General features: G+C 68.2%; 13 protein-coding genes. 2 read left to right on the top strand and 11 right to left on the bottom strand.

Annotated elements, in window-relative coordinates; all coding sequences use genetic code 11:
- Positions 1-348: 348 nt before the first annotated feature.
- Genes GC106_RS22135 through GC106_RS22120 form a run of 4 tightly spaced genes read right to left on the bottom strand, consistent with a single transcriptional unit; the run spans position 349 to position 3,970 of the window.
- Positions 349-1,362, bottom strand: coding sequence for an LLM class flavin-dependent oxidoreductase (locus tag GC106_RS22135; protein ID WP_173133867.1), 1,014 nt, complete (start codon positions 1,360-1,362; stop codon positions 349-351).
- Positions 1,340-2,512 (bottom strand): MAB_1171c family putative transporter, encoded by a 1,173-nt coding sequence (locus GC106_RS22130; protein ID WP_173133864.1) that lies wholly within the window; start codon positions 2,510-2,512, stop codon positions 1,340-1,342. Before GC106_RS22130 ends, GC106_RS22135 begins: the two co-directional genes overlap by 23 nt.
- A complete protein-coding gene (locus GC106_RS49380; RefSeq protein WP_173133861.1) occupies positions 2,502-3,461 on the bottom strand; it encodes an ImmA/IrrE family metallo-endopeptidase in 960 nt (319 codons plus the stop codon). Before GC106_RS49380 ends, GC106_RS22130 begins: the two co-directional genes overlap by 11 nt.
- On the bottom strand, positions 3,458-3,970 hold the full coding sequence (locus GC106_RS22120; protein ID WP_173133859.1) for an XRE family transcriptional regulator: 513 nt from the start codon (positions 3,968-3,970) through the stop codon (positions 3,458-3,460). Before GC106_RS22120 ends, GC106_RS49380 begins: the two co-directional genes overlap by 4 nt.
- Before the next feature lie 346 nt (positions 3,971-4,316).
- On the opposite strand from GC106_RS22120, the gene GC106_RS22115 reads away from it, so the two are divergent.
- Positions 4,317-4,916 carry a phosphoribosylanthranilate isomerase gene (locus GC106_RS22115; protein ID WP_173133857.1) on the top strand — a complete coding sequence of 200 codons (600 nt, stop codon included), beginning with the start codon at positions 4,317-4,319 and terminating at the stop codon, positions 4,914-4,916.
- On the opposite strand, the gene GC106_RS22110 is transcribed toward GC106_RS22115, so the two are convergent.
- Both GC106_RS22110 and GC106_RS22105 read right to left on the bottom strand, forming a co-directional pair.
- Positions 4,917-6,008: a DmpA family aminopeptidase gene (locus tag GC106_RS22110; RefSeq protein ID WP_173134240.1), complete on the bottom strand. Its 1,092-nt coding sequence runs from the start codon at positions 6,006-6,008 to the stop codon at positions 4,917-4,919. It abuts the gene before it with no gap.
- Positions 6,009-6,013: 5 nt separating this feature from the next.
- Positions 6,014-6,616, bottom strand: a complete 603-nt coding sequence (locus GC106_RS22105; RefSeq protein WP_173133855.1) for a TetR/AcrR family transcriptional regulator — start codon at positions 6,614-6,616, stop codon at positions 6,014-6,016.
- Positions 6,617-6,724: 108 nt separating this feature from the next.
- On the opposite strand from GC106_RS22105, the gene GC106_RS22100 reads away from it, so the two are divergent.
- Positions 6,725-8,095: an APC family permease gene (locus GC106_RS22100; protein WP_173133853.1), complete on the top strand. Its 1,371-nt coding sequence runs from the start codon at positions 6,725-6,727 to the stop codon at positions 8,093-8,095.
- 3 nt (positions 8,096-8,098) lie between these two features.
- On the opposite strand, the gene GC106_RS22095 is transcribed toward GC106_RS22100, so the two are convergent.
- Genes GC106_RS22095 through GC106_RS22075 form a run of 5 tightly spaced genes read right to left on the bottom strand, consistent with a single transcriptional unit; the run spans position 8,099 to position 15,875 of the window.
- A complete protein-coding gene (locus GC106_RS22095) occupies positions 8,099-10,546 on the bottom strand; it encodes a glycoside hydrolase family 2 protein (RefSeq protein ID WP_173133851.1) in 2,448 nt (815 codons plus the stop codon).
- Positions 10,547-10,563: 17 nt separating this feature from the next.
- Positions 10,564-11,409: an ABC transporter ATP-binding protein gene (locus tag GC106_RS22090; RefSeq protein ID WP_173133849.1), complete on the bottom strand. Its 846-nt coding sequence runs from the start codon at positions 11,407-11,409 to the stop codon at positions 10,564-10,566.
- On the bottom strand, positions 11,406-13,196 hold the full coding sequence (locus tag GC106_RS22085; protein ID WP_173133847.1) for a dipeptide/oligopeptide/nickel ABC transporter permease/ATP-binding protein: 1,791 nt from the start codon (positions 13,194-13,196) through the stop codon (positions 11,406-11,408). Before GC106_RS22085 ends, GC106_RS22090 begins: the two co-directional genes overlap by 4 nt.
- A gap of 10 nt (positions 13,197-13,206) precedes the next feature.
- Positions 13,207-14,196: an ABC transporter permease gene (locus GC106_RS22080; RefSeq protein ID WP_173133845.1), complete on the bottom strand. Its 990-nt coding sequence runs from the start codon at positions 14,194-14,196 to the stop codon at positions 13,207-13,209.
- Entirely contained in the window at positions 14,196-15,875 is a 1,680-nt protein-coding gene (locus GC106_RS22075; RefSeq protein WP_173133843.1) for an ABC transporter substrate-binding protein, read from the bottom strand. Before GC106_RS22075 ends, GC106_RS22080 begins: the two co-directional genes overlap by 1 nt.
- Positions 15,876-15,994: the final 119 nt, after the last annotated feature.

The following is a 15,994-nucleotide window of genomic DNA, read 5'->3' as shown; positions in this document are numbered from 1 at the left end:
GTGGCTGCCTTCCGGAAGCCGGACCTGTCCTTAGAATGAACGGCAGGTGAACGGACGAGGGAAGGGGACCTGTGGACGGTCGTGGCACACCGCATGGGGTCGCCGGACTCGCTGCCGATCCGTCCTGGCAGGTCACGGTCCTGTCCGGCGGCCGATGGAACGTCGCGGAGCGTACGTTGCGGCACGGCGGGCGCAGCTGGGTGGTCGGCCTGACCCCGGCGCGCTCGTCCGTGGCCCTCATCGTGTGGTGTGACGGAGAGGTGATCGCGCACGCCCGAGGCAGCGAGGCGGCGATGTGCACGGCCGCACGCGAATGGGTGACGAAGATCCAGGAACAGCCGGAAGGCGTCAGGAGGATCGCGACCCCGGCCGAAGACGCGAGCCCACAGAAGCGAGCAACTCGTACGACCGCCGCCGATCCGAGTGGTAGTACAGCGGAGTGGTCACCATGAGCTCGTCGGCGCCGGTGTCGTCGAGCACGCCTTGCAAGTGCTTGGTCACGGTCTCCGGGCTGCCGACCACGACGCTGCCAGAGCGGCCGGCGATCTCGGCGCGGTCCTCGTCGGTGTACGGGTAAGCCGCCGCATCCTCCGGGCTCGGCAACTGGATTCGCGTCCCGCGAACCCGGCTGAGCACCTTCAGCCGGGTGGACCCGGCGAGCCACTCGGCACGTTCGTCGTCCTCGGCCACGATCACCGACAGGCTGACCAACATCGTGGGTGACGCGGCGCGCTCCCGGTAGACCCGGGTGGCCTCCACCGCCTTGTCCGGGTTGAGGTGGTGGGCGAAGGCGTAACTCAACCCGAGCTCCGCGGCCAGCGCCGCGCTGTCCGGGGACGACCCGAGCAACCACACCGGCGGGACGTTCCCACCCACAACCGGAATCGCCTTGATCCGGGCGTCCGCGGGAGGATCGAGGAACGCCAGCAGCTCGCCGAGCTGCTCACGGAAGGACTTGGCAGTCCGTTCCCGCTCCGGACGGACAGCCTCCACAGCCGACTTGGAGCCGCCCGGCGCGCGGCCGATGCCGAGGTCGATCCGTCCAGGATGGAGTGCGGCCAGCGTGCCGAACTGTTCTGCCACCACGATGGGGGCATGGTTGGGCAATAGCACTCCGCCCGCGCCGACGCGGAGGTCGCGCGTGACGTTCGCGAGGTGGCCGACAAGGACAGCGGGAGCGGAACTGGCGACACCGCGCATGGAGTGGTGCTCGGGCACCCAATAGCGGTGATAGCCCAACGTGTCCGCGAGCAGCGCGAGATCAACGGTGTCGCGAAGAGCCTGCCGTGGCGTGGACCCCTGGACGATCGGTGAGGTGTCCAGCACGGACAGGCGCACGTCAGCCTGCCGACGCCCGTTCATGCGCGTCCTTCCCGATCACCCCTCGGGTCCGGAGTTCGCCGGCCACGGCAACCATCCACTCGGCTCGGCTGCGCCAGTCCGGGAAATCCGGTTCGAGACGGGGATACGGCGGCTCGGGAGGGGACACGTCACCGGCCCACTGCGCCTGCCGTTGGCCGGCACGCCGGGTCAACCCCGCGGCGATGGCCTCGGCGGCCACGCGAGGATCGCGGATGTCGCCGTTCGGCTCCGGACAGTCCCGCGCCAGCTCGCTCAGCCCGTCGGTGATCTCGGTCGTGACACGTTGGAAGTCGTTGACACCCTCAAGCGCGACGTAGGGGAACTCAGCGGTCAACGCCTGCCAAAGCGGCAGCATCCGCCGGTTGTAGCGAGCGCGCTGCCAGCGTTCGTAGCGGGCCCTGAGCTTCACGACGATGGTGGCCAGCGGGACCAGAGCCAGGCCCAGGGCCAGCACGAACTGGCCGCCCAGCTGTCCGGTGGAGTACAGCGCGGTCAGGAAGTCGGGGTCGAAGCTCGTGTCGAACTGCCGTCCGGCCTGGCGGACGAGCACTACGGCGTCCACGCCGATCGTCATGGCGGCCGATCCGGCGATGACGATCCAGAACGCCGCGCGTGCCCAGGTGTGGCTCAGTTTCCGGCGCAGCACCATCGCGCGGCGGACACCCACGAAGTACACGGTCAACGCGTAGCCCGAGACGGCGAGGTACCACGCGCTGCGTTCCCAGTCGTGGTACCGCTCCGGGCTGGCGGCGGGCCGCCGGATGCCGTCGACCGCGATCTGCTTGACCACCACCATGACGACAAGAGCGAGCACGAGGAAGCCGAACTCGATCAGCGCCTGGCGTTTGCGCTGGGACTCCGGCTTGTCGGTGTTGGCCAGCAGGAAGAACGTGGCCCAGCAGTACGCCATGGCCATCCAGCAGCCGTTCAGGATGTGACCCCACACGGTGGGACCGAAGAAGTCCTTGATCGGCTCCAGGACGGGGGTCTTGATGCCGAACGTCGCGGCGATCGCGAGCAGCACCAGCCCGGCCGTCAGGACGCGCAGGGCGAGATCGTCCCGCCGACGGGTCAGCTGGACGATCTCCCAGATGGCCACCGCGCAGATGACCACACCTTTGGTCCAGCGGATGGCCAGCTCAACGTCCATGCGTGAATCCGAACGCCGCGGCGATGCTCTGCTCGGCGGACCCGGCTGCCGGCGGGAGACGGTTCGGCCGCGGTCGTTCCTGCGCCAGCCGCGCCAGCTCCCGTGCCCCGACCTCCGCCTCCCACTCCCGCCAGTCGCCGTACGCGCTGGTCACGAGGTCCTCGGCGGAACCGACACCGCAGCTGAACGTGTCGCCGATCTGGAGGTGATCCCGGACGATGTGCATCACCTCGTGGAAGATGACCAGCGTCTGTTGCGGTGCGGGCGAGTTCTTCTCGACGAAGATCCGGTCCATGTCCCGGGTGGGCGCCAGGTGACCGACGCCGGAGGTGGCGCCGAGGTCCGTCGCCCGGACCTTGATGCGTCTGCCCCGGTGCGCCGCGAGCCGTTCGCACAGCTCATGGGGACCAAAGGGCGCGTTCAGCCCCAGGTCTTCGACCAGGTTTCGGCACAGCGTGTGAAGCTGCGCCATGCTCATGGGCGTCGCTGTCATCCCTGTCGTCCCGCTGTCGTGACCTGGCTCCTCGACCCGTTGGTCATCATGCCACGTCTCCGGGGCGCGCATGGCGGCACGCTCGCGTGACAGCGCGTGCCGTAACTGCTCACGTTGGGTGGCGATGGGTACCGACATGCGACAGATCAGGTACGACAGTACGCCACAGGCACGTAACGCACTGACAAGGAGCTCGTCGCGGATCTGGTCCACAACGGCCGGGTCGTCACCAAAAAAGGCGATGTCGACCTCGAAGAAGGCGGCGAGCGCGGCCAGCTGGCCGGGGTCCGGGGAGGCGCCGGCGCGCAGCCGCTCCAACGTCGTCGGCCCTGGGAGCACCCGCTGCACCTCGGCGTCGGTGTAGCGCCGCCACGTCCCGGTCTCCGGGTCCCGCGCGACGACCACGTCGAACAGCCAGTCCAACCGGTCCGCGAGGGATTCCGCCGAGGCGGTCACTCCTCGTCGTCGTCTTCGACCAAGGCGCGCGCCAGTGCGCGCATCATCGACGCCTGTTCACGGGCTGTCCGGGCGTCTCCGGCCGCGTCCCGACGCGCTGTCTTCGTCACTCCGGAGGCACGCAGCGCCTCCTGCAACTCGCGCGCGGCGTTGCGCAGTTCGTCCTGTGCTTCCCGGCTTTCGGCGAGTTGCCGGCGTAGCCGCTGCTCACGGTCCGCGAGGTCACGCTCGACCTGGGCGGTGACGGCGGGGTCGGTGAAGTAGCCGACCGGGACGTCGAAGAACCAGGCGACCGCCTTGAGGGTGCGCAGCGTGGGGTTCTGCTTGACCCCGCGGCGCAGTTCACTCAGATGCGATTCGGACAGCTCCCAGCCTTCGGCGCGGCAGGCCGTGACGACCTCGCGGTTGGTGTAGGTCCGCTCCGGCGAATGCGCCGGTCGCAGCACCTCGAACAGGCGGTTGAGCTGCTCGCTCAAGCTGCCAGGTTGTGGCTCGCTGTCGTGTGTCATCGCATGTCTCCCCAGTATGAGTAGCACTGCTTCGGGGTGAGGACAACTTGCTTCGGTCTAGCGTCCCTGCTCGAGCGGCACTACTGCATGTCGTCACGCTCCAGCGTAGCGCGATAGTCGAACAGTGTTGTAGAGTTTCGCTGAAGCGGCCTGGGGGTACGCTTCACCGGGGGTTCCGGTTCGCTACGCGAGCCGGGTCAGCTGGGGGACACCAGCCGGTGGCGCCGTTCGAGGCGCCACCGGCACATTCATGCCCCTGCACCATCGTGAGTGGTTATCGGTGTTCTAACCCTGATAAACGCTCACGAGGAGGATCAGCGGCCCTGCCGACGGTATGGTTCTCAGTGTGTTCGTGAAGGTATGCGGGCTGCGCACGCAGGAAGACGTCAAGGCGGCGGTGGCCGCCGGGGCCGACGCGGTCGGCTTCGTCTTCACCAAGAGCGCCCGGAAGGTCGACCCCGCCGCGGTCCGGCCGCTGCTCGCCGACGTGCCGGACAACGTGCTCACGGTCGGTGTCTTCGCGGGCATCCCGGCGGCCGACGCGGCCCGGATCGCGCACGAAGCGGAGGTCCAGGCCGTGCAGTTGCACGGTGACTACCCCCGCGGCGCGTTCGAGGAGTTCGACGGCCTGCCGTTCCGGCTGCTCCGGGCGACCACGCTCACCGAGGACACGGACGTCACCGTGGGCGCGTACGGCGAGGAAATGTTGCTTCTGGACTCTCCGGTCGCCGGTTCCGGGGAACGCTGGGACCTGTCGGTGCTCGCGCGGTCCGCGCCGGCCGGGAAGTGGTTGCTGGCCGGCGGGTTGAGCCCGGCGAACGTGGCGGCCGCGATCGAGACGGCCAAGCCGTGGGGAGTGGACGTCTCCAGTGGCGTCGAGTCGGCCCGTGGAGTGAAGGACCACGAGCTGATCCGTCAGTTCGTCTCGGCCGCCAAAGCCGTCTGATCACGAGAGTAACGAGACCAGCCGGTCACGCGGCAGGCAAGGTGTGCGGTGGCCGTCGCGGCCGGTCATGCTTTCGTTGGCGGTCAGGGCATTGAGCACGGCCTCCTCGACCGCGTGCACCACCGCTTCGTAGAACGGGTCCATCTGTCCCCATGGGACGAACTGGAGATTCTCGAACCGGGCCGGTCCGTTCGGGAAGCCACTGGTCAGGGCGCCTTCATTGGCGGTGGAGAAAGCCAGGAACAGATCGCCGGAGAAGTGCGAACCCGTCGTACCGGTGCGGGCGATGCCGAGGGTGGCCCGGCGGGCCATCGCGGTGCACTGGCCGGGAAGCAGCGGGGCGTCGGTCGCGAGCACGACGACCACGGAACCGGCACCCGGCTTCCCCTCGATCCACTCTTCCAGCGGGTTGTCGTCGGCCAGCAGGGCGCCTACCGGCGTGCCCGCCACCGTGAGTTCACGGCGGGAACCGAAGTTCGCCTGGACGAACGCTCCGACGGTGAACTCGTCCCGGCCGTAGGACACCACCCGGGAAGCCGTGCCGCTGCCTGCTTTGAAGCCGTAGCAGTTCATTCCGGTACCGCCGCCGACGGAACCCTCCTCGACCGGTCCGGACACGGCGGCTTTGACGGCGGCCATCGCGTGGGCCGGCTGCACTGCCGGTGCGTAGATGTCGTTGAGGTAGCCGTCCCAGGTCTCCGCCACGACAGGCAACAGCCACTCGTGCGCGCCGCCGGGCCGTTCCTCCGCGACCCAGTCGATCACCCCGCGATGGCACATCCCGACCGCGTGCGTGTTGGTGATCAGCACCGGCAGACTCAGCGCGCCGGTTTCGGTGAGCCAGGCCGTGCCGGTCATTTCCCCGTTGCCGTTCAACGAATGCCAGCCTGCCGCACACGGGTGCGCGACGGTCGCGTGCCGGCGAGGCAGGATCGCGGTCACGCCGGTCCGCACGGATTCGCCTGACACGAGCGTGGTGTAGCCGACCGCGACCCCAGGTACGTCGGTGATCGCGTTGTACGGTCCGGGTTTTCCTGGCAGGTCCACCACACCGAGCGCACGGAAGCGGGGTTTGCCGGACGGCGTCTGCATCAGAGTCACGTGAGATCACATCCTGTGGCGATGGCGGCGTACGCGATGATCTGCCGTTCGGCGTCGGTGGGGTGGAAGGTGGGCACGGCCATGGTCATATGCAGGCCGTAGCCGTCTTCCAGGATCACCAGGTTGCGGGCGATGCCCAGGGCGTCCCCGGCGAGCCGGAACACCCCGGCCGCCGCACCCGCTTCGAGGATGCCCACGTAGATGGCTACCTGGCGGTGGTAGAGATCGATGTACCGGGCGGCGTACGCGGGGTCCTTGCGGGCGAACGCGCCCAGCTCGTACAGCAGGTACGCCAGCTCGTCGCCGGGGCCTTCCGGCAGGCCGCTCCTGATCATCGCGAGCAGGCGCCTGCGCGGGTCCGGTTCGTCGCGCACGGCCTGCTCCCGCGCGGTGCAGAAGCGGCCGATCGCCTCCCGCTGCACCTCCTGAAGCAGGTCGGGCAGCGTGGGGAAGTAGTAGAGCACCGAACCGGGGGACAACCCGGCCTGCCTGGCCACGTCGCCCAGCCGCAGCTCCGCCAGGCCGCGTTCGACCACGGCGCGCCGGGCCGCCTCCATCAGCTGCGTGCGGCGGGCCTCCTGCCGCTTGGGACGTGCCATGGAAGCGATTTTGTCGAACGATCGTCAAAAAACCAAGTAGGCCCTTGACTGCGGTCTCGTCGAGTTCTTTGATGCTCTTTCAAGAAACTCCGGCAGTGGAGGTGGGTCATGAGCGAGTCCACGACTGCGGCACCGCCCCGCCTGCGCCGTGGCCTGAAGGTCCTCGGCGCGCTGCTCATCACGTTGTCCGCGATCACGCCCGCGTCCTCGGTCTTCATCATCGCGCCCGGGGTGATCGGACAGGCCGGTACGGGCGCGATCTGGAGCTTCCTCGCCGCCGGTGTGGTCGGCGTGTTCATGGCGTTCGTGTACGCCGAGCTGGCGTCCGCCTATCCCCTCACCGGCGGCGAGTACGCGATCGTCGGCCGCACGCTCGGGCGGCTGCCCGGTTTCCTGGTGATGGGCCTGATCATGGTCACCCAGGTGATCATCATCGCGGTGATCGCCCTCGGCGTCGGCATCTACCTGTCCGCGGTGTTCCCCGCGCTGAACGGACCGGTGGTCGCCGCGGTGACCGTGGTGGCCGCGGCGGTGTTCGGCGTGCTGGACATCCGGGTCAACGCGTGGGTCACCGGCATCTTCCTGGCCATCGAGATCATGGCGCTGGTGATCGTGTCCGCGCTCGGCCTGCTGAACGTGGAACGGCCACTGTTCGCCGAGCCGGTCGCGGGCAGCCCGCCTGCCGCGGTGACCATCGGCGTGATCGGCGCGGCCACCGCGGTCGCGATCTTCGCCTACAACGGATACGGCTCCGCTGTGATGCTCGGCGAGGAGACCACCGACGCCTCGCGCGGAATCGCGCGGGCGATCCTGTGGGCGTTGGTGATCACGGTGATCGCCGAGATCGTTCCGGTGACGGCGGTCCTGCTCGGAGCTCCCGCACTGGACGGCCTGTTCGGCGCGGGCAACATGATGGAGTACTTCATCACCTCGCGCGCGGGATCGGGCTGGAACACGGCGATCAGCCTGGCGATCGCGGTGGCGATCATCAACGCCGTGCTGGCGATCCTGCTGCTCACCGCCCGGCTGTTCTTCAGCAGTGCCAGGGACTCCGTCTGGCCAGGGCGGGTGAACCGTGGACTGGGCGCGATCCACCCGCGGTTCCACACGCCGTGGGTCGCCACACTCGCGGTGGGCGTCCTGTCGGCCGCGGTGTGCTTTGTGGACCTGGACGTGCTGTTGGTGGTGACGGGCTCATCGTTGATCGTCGTCTACGCCGCGTTGTGCCTCGCTGTTCTTGCCGGTCGCCGCAACGGGACCACCGCGCATGCGCGGTACCGGATGCGATGGTTCCCCGTGCCGCCCGTCCTGGCTCTGGCGGCACTCGGTTACGTGACGTACCAGACCGCGCGGGACCCCGTGATCGGCCGGCCGAGCCTGCTGGTGACCCTCGGCATCCTGGTGGTGTCCGCGGTCTGCTACCTCCTCCGCCGCAAACACTGGGTCCTGCGCGATCCGGCTGACGATCAGGCGGACTGACCCTCAGGGGCGCGTGATCGGCGACCGCAGGCTGTTGGCGCACCGCAACACCCGGGGCCCGGCCAACGCGTCCGGGTCCAGCGGACTGTCCGTCCGGACCAGGAAACTCCGGACCTCGCCGGCCAGCATCGGGACCAGCATGTCGTCCACGGTCGCGTCAGCGGCGACCCGGTCGGCGAGAACGGCCACGTCCCGGGCGAACGACCGGGCCAGGACGTCCACCCGGTAACCGCCGAAGACCTTCTCGACCCGCGCGGTGAACGGCTCGGGGTCGTACGGCAGGTCGATGTCCTCCTTGAACAGGTGGATCGCCCGAATGTCCGGGGTGCGCGCCACCAGGACGTCATCGCCGGGCTCGGTCAGGGCAGCCGCCACCTCGATCGTGGCGGCGGACCGTGCCGGAACCGAGAGCGGCACACGGGCTGTGGACACGGTGATGCCCGTGAAAGTCTGTCGTTCCAGAACGAGTTCCTGCTCCCACGGGGAGCCGTGGTCGTTGACCGCGACCAGGACGAGGCTTCCCGAGCGCGGCTGGAACGTCAGCAGACGCGGGGCGAACGCCTGGCGAAGCGCGAACCACAGCGGCTTGGCCCGTTCGCCACTGTCCACAGCGGACCAGGAGGTCACCGGCCAGCAGTCGTTGAGCTGCCACACGACCGCGCCGGCGGTACGCGGCCACCAGGACCTGAAGTGCTCGATGCCGAACGTCACGGCCCGGGCCTGGTTGAGCTGGGTGGCCCAGTGCCAGTCGGCGAAGGCGAGCGGAACGGCCAGGTGCCCGGCCATGCCACGCAGGAGCTTGCCGTTGCCGTCCTCGGCCTTCTGGTGCGCCAGGAAACCCGGTGACGTCGGGCTGAGCGGCTCGTCGTGCACCGCCTCGGTGAGCGTCGTCCACGTCGGCGGCCCCTGGAACCCGAACTCCGCACAGAACCGGGGTATGTGATCCCGGTAGGCGGTGTAGTCCAGGCGGTTCCACACCTCCCAGTCGTGCCGGGTGCCGTGGTTCTCGTCATTGGGGTGGTGCGGCGCAGGGCTGTACGGGCTGCCGGGGGAGTAGAACCTGGTCGGGTCGAGTTCCGCGACGATCCGCGGGAACAGGTCCGTGTAGTACCAGAGCCCCCAGGTGCGGCCCGCCAACTGCTCCGGCCAGCCCCAGTCCGCGTAACCCCAGAGGTTCTCGTTGTTGCCGTTCCACAGGGCGAGTGACGGATGGGAGGTCAGCCGGGCGACGTTCTCCCGAGCCTCGGCCGCCACCTCGCCGCGCAGTGGTTCCTCCTCGGGATAGGCCGCGCAGGCGAAGGGGAAGTCCTGCCAGACGAGCATCCCCCGCTCGTCGCAGACGTCGTAGAAGTCCTCCGTCTCGTAGATGCCGCCGCCCCACACCCGCAGCAGGTTCATGTTGGCACCGGCTGCCTGATCGACCCGGCGGGCCAGCCGATCACGGGTGATCCGGGTGAGGAAGTGGTCGTCGGGGATCCAGTTCGCGCCTTTCACGAAGATCGGCCGGTCATTGACCACGACGGTGAACGGAGTGCCCAGATCGTCCGGTTCGGTGTCCACTGTGATCGTGCGGAAACCGATCCTCCTGCTGACACCGTCGATTTCGTTGCCGTTCACCGTCAGGCTGATGTCGAGCGAGTACAGCGGTTGCTCACCGTGGCCCGCGGGCCACCACAACCGGGCATCGGGAACGAGGATCGTGACCTCCGCCGAAGCCTGCTGGCCGGACACGTGAACCTGTTCGGTTCGTCCGTCCACTATGGCTACCAGGGCGACGTCGTCCGCGGCGTCCGCCCATTCCAAGTCCACATGTACAGTGACATGACCGGTGCCGTCCGGTTGGACTGTCACGAGTGGACGGACGCCGGCCAGCCGGGCGACCCGCCAGCGCTCCAGGCGAACAGGCTTCCAGATCCCCGCGGTCTGCAGGTCAGGTCCCCAGTCCCAGCCGAAGCCGCAGGCCATCTTGCGGACCATGTTGAACGGGTGCGGGTAGGCGCGGTCACGCCAGCCCAGTTCCCGCTCGACCTGCTCGGCATGGGCGAGGGCGGAGTGGAAGTCCACGGTCAGGTCGTTGTCGCCGTCCCGGAGGATCTCGCGGACGTCGAACCGGAACGCACGGTGCATGTTCGCGGTCTTCCCGACCACGACCCCGTTCAGGCCAATGGTGCTCACCGTGTCCAGGCCGTCGAAGACCAGGTCGACTCGTTCGCCGGGCGCGGGCGGATCGACGGCGAAGGACGTCGAGTAGCGCCAGTCCGCCCGGTGCATCCACCGCAGCTCTTCCTCGTTGCGGTCGAGGAACGGATCGGGAATCAGACCGGCCGCCAGCAAATCCAGGTGGGTCGAACCGGGGACGGTGGCGGGCACGGTCCGGCCGGCCACCGCACTCGGTATCTCACCCCCGGTAGCGGTCAGCTGCCATCCGTCATGCAGGTGCTGCCGGATCATTCATCGCTCCTCAGCGGTCAACGAGAGGCCTGGTAGTGGTCGTAGGTCTCGGTGGTGTCGAACGACTCGGGCACGTCCAGATCGAGGGAACGGCCGCGGGCGTCCGGGTTCGGCGCGGCGGCGGCCAGCAACCTGGTGTACGGGTGCCGGGGCCGCAGGATCACGTCGTCGGCCGGTCCCCGCTCCACCACACGGCCCCGGTACATCACCAGGATCTCGTCGGAGAAGTGCCGGGCCGTGGCGAGGTCGTGGGTGATGTAGAGGACGGCCAGGGTCTCCTCCCGCTGCAGTTCGGCGAGCAGGGAGAGGATGTCTAGCCGGATGGACACGTCCAACATGGACACCGGCTCGTCGGCGACCACCACCCGGGCGCCCGGCGCCAGGGCGCGCGCGATCGCCACGCGTTGACGTTGGCCGCCGGACAGCTCGTGCGGACGGCGTGCCGCGAAGTCCTCGGCCGGCTTCAGGTTGACCCGCTCCAGCAGGTGCCGGACCGCGGGCCACGAGGCATCCCGGTGGTGCAGCCGGAGCGGCCGGACCAGGTGGTGCTGCACGGTGTGGAACGGATTCAGCGAGGCGAACGGGTCCTGGAAGATCATTTGGACGTGGTCGCGGTACGTCCTGTCGTCCACCCGCCGACCGTCCGGTGTGGTCACGGTGATCCGGCCGGAAGTCGGTTCCTCCAGCCTGGCGATCATCCGGGCGACCGTCGACTTCCCCGATCCGGATTCACCGACAAGGGCCACGGTGCGCCCGGGACGCAACTCGAACGAGACGCCGTCCACCGCACGCAATGTCGCCCTGCGCAGCCCTGACCTGATCACGTAGTCCTTGACCAGGCCGGTCACCTCCAGTGTCGTCATGACGTCTCCCGTTCCGGAGTGGACATGGCGAACAACCCGCGCTCACCGGTGAGGCTGGGGAACGAACGGAGCAACTGCCGGGTGTACGGGTGTCGAGGCCTGCGATGGATCTCGTCCGCCGTCGCGTACTCGACGACCTCACCGGAGCGCATCACGGCGATCCGGTCGCTGATCTCCAGCAACAGCGGCAGATCGTGGGTGATGAAGATGACCGCGAACGCCATCTCGTCCCGCAGCCGCAGGATCTCCCGGAGGATGCCGCGCTGGACGACCACGTCGAGCGCGGTCGTCGGCTCGTCCATGATCATCACCTGCGGTTCGAGCAGCATCGCCATGGCGATCATGACACGCTGCCGCATGCCACCCGACAGTTCGTGCGCGTAGGAGTCCAATCGGGACGGATCGACGCCGACCCGCCGGAACACCTCCGCGCACCGCGACCGGCGCTCCTGTTTGGACATGTCCGGCCGGTGAGTGGTCAGCACGTCCTCGAGTTGCGCACGGACCGGTGTGACCGGGTTGAGCGCGTTCATCGCGCCCTGGAAGACCATGGACAGCTTGGACCACCGGAACGTCCGGAGTCGCTCGGCATCCAGCGCGAGCACGTCGATGTCCTGGCCGTCGCGGTCATGCAGGACGACCGAGCCCGCGGTGACCTGGGCGGGCGGCCGGTGCAAGCGGTTGATCGCGTACGCCAGCGTGGTCTTCCCGCACCCGGACTCCCCGGCCAGGCCGAGGATTTCGCCCCGGCCCAGTGTCAGTGACACGTCCCTGACCGCATGGACCGGTGGATCAGCCCGGTAGACGACGTCCAGTCCGGTGACGGTGAGCACCGCGGACCGATTCCCGCTGGAAGGCTTGGCAGCAGTGACATCGGAGTCGTTCTGCCTGGCGTGGCCGGTCCGCAGCTGAGGGTTGATGATCTCGTCGATGCTGAAGTTGATCAGCGCGAGCCCGCAGCCGAACAACGCGATGATCAGCCCCGGCGGCACGAACCACCACCATGCGTCCAGTTGCAGCGCGAAGCCGTTCTGGGCGTAGTACAGCATCGTGCCCAGTGTCGAGGAGTTGGACGCGCCGAGGCCCAGGAACGACAGCCCGGCCTCGTTGAGGATGGCCAGAATGACCGCGAACACGAACTGGGACGCCAGGATCGGCAACAGGTTGGGCAGGATCTCGACACAGATCACCCGCCACGTCTTCTCCCCGGACACACGGGCCGCCGCCACGTAGTCGCGGTTGCGCAGCGACAGCGTCTGCGCCCGCAGGACCCGGGCGGCCGCCGCCCAGCCGGTCAGCGCGAGCACGACCGCGATCGTCCACGACCCGCGTTGGTCGGCCGGGACGAACCCGGCGATCACGATCACCAGCGGCAGGCCGGGGATCACCAGGGCCACGTTGGAGAACAACGAGAACACTTCGTCCAGGGCGCCACCGGCGTAGCTGCCGATGATGCCGAAGATGGCCGAGAGCACGGTCGCCAGTACGCCCACCAACAGGCCGATCTGGAGCGAACCGCGCGTCGCGTGCGTCAGCTGGGCCAGGACGTCCTGGCCGGTCTGGGTGGTGCCGAGCAGGTGATCACCACTCGGCGACGTCAGACCGATGTCGCGCACGGCACTCGGGTCGCCGGTGAACAACGGCCCCAGCAGGCCGAACAGGGCGATGAGCACGACAAGGCCGAGGCCGATGCCCAGTTTCGGCGACCAGGCAGGCAGCACCGCACGCCACCTGCCGCCCGCTCGCTTGTCCACAATGGTCTTGGTGACCGGTCCGGGATTGGTCATGGCGAGCCCCTCAGACCCGGGCGCGGGTGCGCGCGTCGATGAGGCCGTACAGCAGATCCACGGCCAGGTTGGCGGCCAGCACGGCGACGGTGATCACCAGGAAGATCCCCTGCATCAGCGCGTAGTCGTTGTTCTGCACGGCCTGTAACAGCTTCGAGCCGATACCCGGGTACGAGAACACCTGCTCGGTGATGATCGACCCGGACACCACGAACCCGAGCGAGATGGCGAAGCCGGCCACCGAGGGCAGGACCGCGTTGCGGGCCGCGTACCGGATCATGATCCTGCTGTCGCGCAGCCCTTTCGCCCGCGCGGTCAGAACGTAGTCCTCGGACGCGGCGGACACGGTCATGTTGCGCATCCCGAGCAACCAGCCGCCGACCGACGAGACCACGATCGTCAGGGCGGGCAGGATGCCGTGGTACACGGCTGATCCGATGAACTCGGCGTTCCAGCCGGGCGTGAGCGTGACGTCATATCCGCCGGAGAGCGGGAACCAGCCCAGCGTCGTGGCGAACACCGCGGCCAGGATGAGCGCGAGCCAGAAGTACGGCACCGCCGCGAGCACAGTCGTGGCAGGCACCAGGGTGTCCAGCCAGGTGCCGCGCTTCCAGCCGACGATCGCGCCCAGCGCGATCCCCAGCAGGAACGACAGCAGCGTCGCCAGCCCGACGAGCACGATCGTCCACGGCAGGGAGGACGCGATGACCTCGCTGACCTCCGCCGGGAACACGCTCACCGACACGCCGAAGTCCCCGGTGAGCATGTTGCCCAGATAGGCGAAGTACTGGCTCAGCAACGACTCGTCGCCGCCGGTGCCCAACAGCAGTTCGTACGCCCGGCGGGCGGCCGGGTCGACCGAACCGCCCCGGACCTGCAACTTGGCCATCAGGATGTCCACCGGGTTGCCCGGCATCAGCCGGGGGATCAGGAAGTTCAGCGTGACCGCCGTCCACAGCGCGACCACGTAGAACAGCAGCTTGCGGACGTAGTAGTTCATCACGCGCCCGCGGGCTTGAGCCGCTTGAACACCTGGGCCTGGTCGGGGCGCTGCCAGACAGCCGGGAAGGCGTACATGTCCTCCTTGCTCGGCCAGCCGGTGAACTCCTTGGCGTTGTACACGTTGACGGTTCCGTTGGTCAGCACAGGGATGCACGGCATCGCCGACTCGAGGGCGGTCTGGATGGTCTCGTAGTGCGGCTGTCGTGCGGCCTGGTTCGACGGGGCGATCTTCTTCAACTCGGCCAGGGCGTTGTCCACGGCCGGATCGCTGAACCGGGAGAAGTTGGGGTTCGCCGTCTGGCCGACCGGGGCGGTGGTCGCCGTGCTGAAGAAGTAACTGAAGACGTAGAAGGGATCGGGTGCCGGACCGGGCGTGAGGGAGTCGATCAGCAGCTCGTACTGGCCGCGGCCACGCGCGTCGGCCCATTCGTTGTAGGAGACCTGTTGCGGCGTCAGCTTGATCCCGGCTTGCTGCAACTGCTGCGCCATGGTGTCCACCGCGGTGATGTAGTCGGTCCAGCCCGCGACGACCTTCACGGTCAGTGCCAGCGGTTTCCCGTCCTTGGCGTAGATCCCGTCGGCGCCCTTGGCGTATCCGGCGCCGGTGAGCAGCTGGCCGGACTTGCCGACTTCGGGATTCGCCGGTGCGATGCGTTCCCGCAACCGGCCGGAGACGATGTCACGGTCGCGGTCCGGCAGGGCGAGCCCGGGGGAGATGTCACCGGCGGTGCCCTGGAAGGCCAGTGCGTTGAGCTGACCGCGGTTGATCGCGTAGTAGATCGCCTTGCGCACCGCGGGATCGGTCTGCGGGCCCTGGCAGCCGAGTTGCGTGTTCGAGCAGCTGAACAGGGTGATCTGGTTGATGTTGGAGACGAGCGCCCGGTAGCCGGGGTAGATCCTCTCGGTGTTCTTGACGTCCGGCACGGGACTGGTCTGCCAGTCGATCGTGCCTGCCTGCAGCGCGTCGGCCCCGGCCTGGTTGCCCGACAACGACAGGTACCGGACCTTCTTGACCGCGGGCTCACCACCCCAGTACGACGGATTGGCCTTGAGGGTGAAGGCCTGCGGTTTGAAGTCCTCGAGCACGTACGGCCCGGTGCCCACCGGTTTGGCGATGACGTCGTTGGCCGGGCTGGGAATGGACTTCCAGAGATGTTCCGGGACGATGAACAGCTTGCCCAGCACCTGGGGCTCCTCCATGTACGCCGGAGCCGGGAACCTCACCGTCACGGTCCTGTCGTCGACCGCCGTCGTCTCACCCTGGAAGCCGGTGTTGTTCATGGACGGGTTCCCGCGGACCATGTCGAACGTGAACACCACGTCCTTGGCGGTGAACGGCTGACCGTCGGACCATTTCACGTTGTCCCGCAAGGTGATCGACAGTTCGGTGCCGTCGCCGTTCCATGCGTACCGCGTGCCCAGCAACGGCACGGGCGGCGCGTCTCTGCTGGTGAGGTTGAAGAAGAAGAGCGGTTCGAAGATCGTGCCGGGTCCCTCGTTGACCGAGGGCGAGTACGGGTTCAGGTTCTGCTGGTAGTCGCCGGACTGGCCGCTGTACACGACCAGCGTGTCGGTCACCGGCCCGCCCGCGGGCGGGGACTGGGAGCAGGCGGTCGCGGCCAGTGTGATCGCGGTCAGTCCGATCACCGCCACCGTGAGCCTTCTGCGCAGGAACATCGTTGATCCCTCCGTGTCGATTCCCCGGCTGTGGTGGCGAAGATTCTTCAATCACTGAAGAAAGAAAGTCAAGGATTGATCGGCGTCCGGTTCACCTTGTCCGCTCAGGGGCTCCGACC

The organism is Kibdelosporangium persicum (genome assembly GCF_013280595.1).
GTDB classification, from domain to species: Bacteria; Actinomycetota; Actinomycetes; order Mycobacteriales; family Pseudonocardiaceae; genus Kibdelosporangium; species Kibdelosporangium persicum.
The sequence above is the reverse complement of the archived record's forward strand: the minus strand, read 5'-3'. Positions and strand labels throughout refer to the sequence as shown.

Coding starts and splice junctions, on each gene's coding strand:
- GC106_RS22080 (WP_173133845.1), bottom strand. CDS start 14,196: ATGAACTACTACGTCCGCAAGCTGCTGTTCTACGTGGTCGCGCTGTGG.
- GC106_RS22085 (WP_173133847.1), bottom strand. CDS start 13,196: ATGACCAATCCCGGACCGGTCACCAAGACCATTGTGGACAAGCGAGCG.
- GC106_RS22100 (WP_173133853.1), top strand. CDS start 6,725: ATGAGCGAGTCCACGACTGCGGCACCGCCCCGCCTGCGCCGTGGCCTG.
- GC106_RS22110 (WP_173134240.1), bottom strand. CDS start 6,008: ATGCAGACGCCGTCCGGCAAACCCCGCTTCCGTGCGCTCGGTGTGGTG.
- GC106_RS22120 (WP_173133859.1), bottom strand. CDS start 3,970: ATGACACACGACAGCGAGCCACAACCTGGCAGCTTGAGCGAGCAGCTC.
- GC106_RS22135 (WP_173133867.1), bottom strand. CDS start 1,362: ATGAACGGGCGTCGGCAGGCTGACGTGCGCCTGTCCGTGCTGGACACC.
- GC106_RS22090 (WP_173133849.1), bottom strand. CDS start 11,409: ATGACGACACTGGAGGTGACCGGCCTGGTCAAGGACTACGTGATCAGG.
- GC106_RS22130 (WP_173133864.1), bottom strand. CDS start 2,512: ATGGACGTTGAGCTGGCCATCCGCTGGACCAAAGGTGTGGTCATCTGC.
- GC106_RS22105 (WP_173133855.1), bottom strand. CDS start 6,616: ATGGCACGTCCCAAGCGGCAGGAGGCCCGCCGCACGCAGCTGATGGAG.
- GC106_RS22095 (WP_173133851.1), bottom strand. CDS start 10,546: ATGATCCGGCAGCACCTGCATGACGGATGGCAGCTGACCGCTACCGGG.
- GC106_RS22075 (WP_173133843.1), bottom strand. CDS start 15,875: ATGTTCCTGCGCAGAAGGCTCACGGTGGCGGTGATCGGACTGACCGCG.